This window comes from Ochrobactrum sp. SFR4, from assembly GCF_019730395.1.
Classification (GTDB): Bacteria; Pseudomonadota; Alphaproteobacteria; order Rhizobiales; family Rhizobiaceae; genus Pseudochrobactrum.
In genome coordinates this window covers 1-262 of sequence record NZ_JAAPBB010000913.1, presented here as the reverse complement: position 1 = coordinate 262, position 262 = coordinate 1, and the positions used below count along the sequence as shown (strand labels likewise).

Genomic DNA, 262 nt, shown 5'->3' with positions numbered 1-262 from the left:
TGAATTGCTAAAAGCCGTCTCCATCCATCGCGACTATAACACAATCAGCGTCGGTATGATTGATGATCTGTTTGCGTCGATCGCATTGGAAAATCGTGCGAAAATTCTCAAGCGCAGCCATGAGATTACCCGCACCAATCTTGCAATTTTGTCAGAATGGGTTGAGAGCGAGCCACTTATCTCATGGGTTAAGCCGCAATCGGGCACGACTGCACTTTTGCGTTTTGATCTGCCTATCAGTTCCGAGAAATTCTGCATTGAA

General features: G+C 46.2%; 1 pseudogene. It reads left to right on the top strand.

Annotation, left to right across the window (positions count from 1 at the left end):
- Positions 1–262: pseudogene (locus tag HBA93_RS21755) on the top strand (aminotransferase); the annotation flags it as partial.